The following is a 1267-nucleotide window of genomic DNA, read 5'->3' as shown; positions in this document are numbered from 1 at the left end:
GCCGCTTAGCAGAGCGTTAGTTGCTAATCAAAATTCGGAGACATAATGGAAACATTCTTGGTTTTACTGGCCCTATTTGTCGCTTGTACAACACTTTTTGTTCAACGACAGCATAATAGGAAAGAATTACTACCAATTATTCATACCTATTTCTCAGCAGATGCTCGCGACGAATGGTTAACTCGAGAATTTAAGTTGATTAATGACGGCAATGGCGTTGCTATCCTCAAAAAAATCACACTGCACTTAGAAAATGAAGATATTGAAATTACTCATTTCAATGATTTTTCAAAGGTAATCGAGGACAAATTGCCTCAAAGAAAAGACGTTTCAACATCATTACCTTTTTGCGTTAGTGCTTCGTCCTTTGAGGTTATGTATAGGTACACTATTCCAGTGAAGAGCATCGATGTACTGGATGGGGTATCGATCACTGTTGTTTGTGAGTCTATATATGGAGACATTGTGGAAGCAAACTCAAAGGGATTTGAAGTTCGGTCAAACAATAGAGATTTGCCTTTTGAATACATTTTTTCAAAATGTGCAGATCTCTGTTTAGTTATTGTAGAAAAAGCAACTAACAAACGCTTCAAATCTGATTCGTAAACGCGTGCCGATTTCGCTTCGCTCCATTTTGGCACACATTCACTCACAGTTTAAGCGGGCGTTAGTTGCACAGTTCAAGGATTCGATCATTTGTCAAAATTACTTTATATAAAAGCTAGTAACTTTTGGAGTGCATATTATGGTTGCGCTTTATTTGCTGGATATGTTTTCATGCAATATTGCATCGTTATGCTTTCTAGCGAACCAATAAATACCTCTTCAATAGTATCTACCATTATACAAAGTGTTTTTGCTCTTTCATGGTGTTTGTTTATATTTTATCTTGTGTACAAGACTGTAAATAATTCAGTTACAGTTACCAGTACAGGACTAAAGTTCTCACATTTAAGGTGCAACGAATATGAAGATGAGATTCCTTGGAGTTATATAGACAAAATTTCTACAGGTACTTCAAAGAATCGCCCTTGGTTTGTTAAAATCGACCTTAAACATGATTTATTAATAACAAAAAACAACTTCCTTTCATTTTTCAGTGCGTCGGCCCCCAAAAACTTTTATCTTTGGAATGTTCGTTTTCAATCTGATTCATCTAAGAAGGTAGTTGAAAGGTTGAATTACACTAGAATGAATCGAGTACGTTTAGCTAAAAAGTGCAACTAACAAGGCGTTTAAACGTAACTAAAACAGTGGGTTACGTTTC

The 1267-nt window shown here is 35.8% G+C and carries 1 protein-coding gene; it reads left to right on the top strand.

Annotation, left to right across the window (positions count from 1 at the left end):
• Positions 1–45 precede the first annotated feature (45 nt).
• On the top strand, positions 46–606 hold the full coding sequence (locus ACP45E_RS08735; protein ID WP_017038638.1) for a hypothetical protein: 561 nt from the start codon (positions 46–48) through the stop codon (positions 604–606).
• Positions 607–1267 lie beyond the last annotated feature (661 nt).

This window comes from Vibrio genomosp. F10 str. 9ZD137 (genome assembly GCF_049974785.1).
Taxonomy (GTDB): domain Bacteria; phylum Pseudomonadota; class Gammaproteobacteria; order Enterobacterales; family Vibrionaceae; genus Vibrio.
The sequence above is the reverse complement of the archived record's forward strand: the minus strand, read 5'-3'. Positions and strand labels throughout refer to the sequence as shown.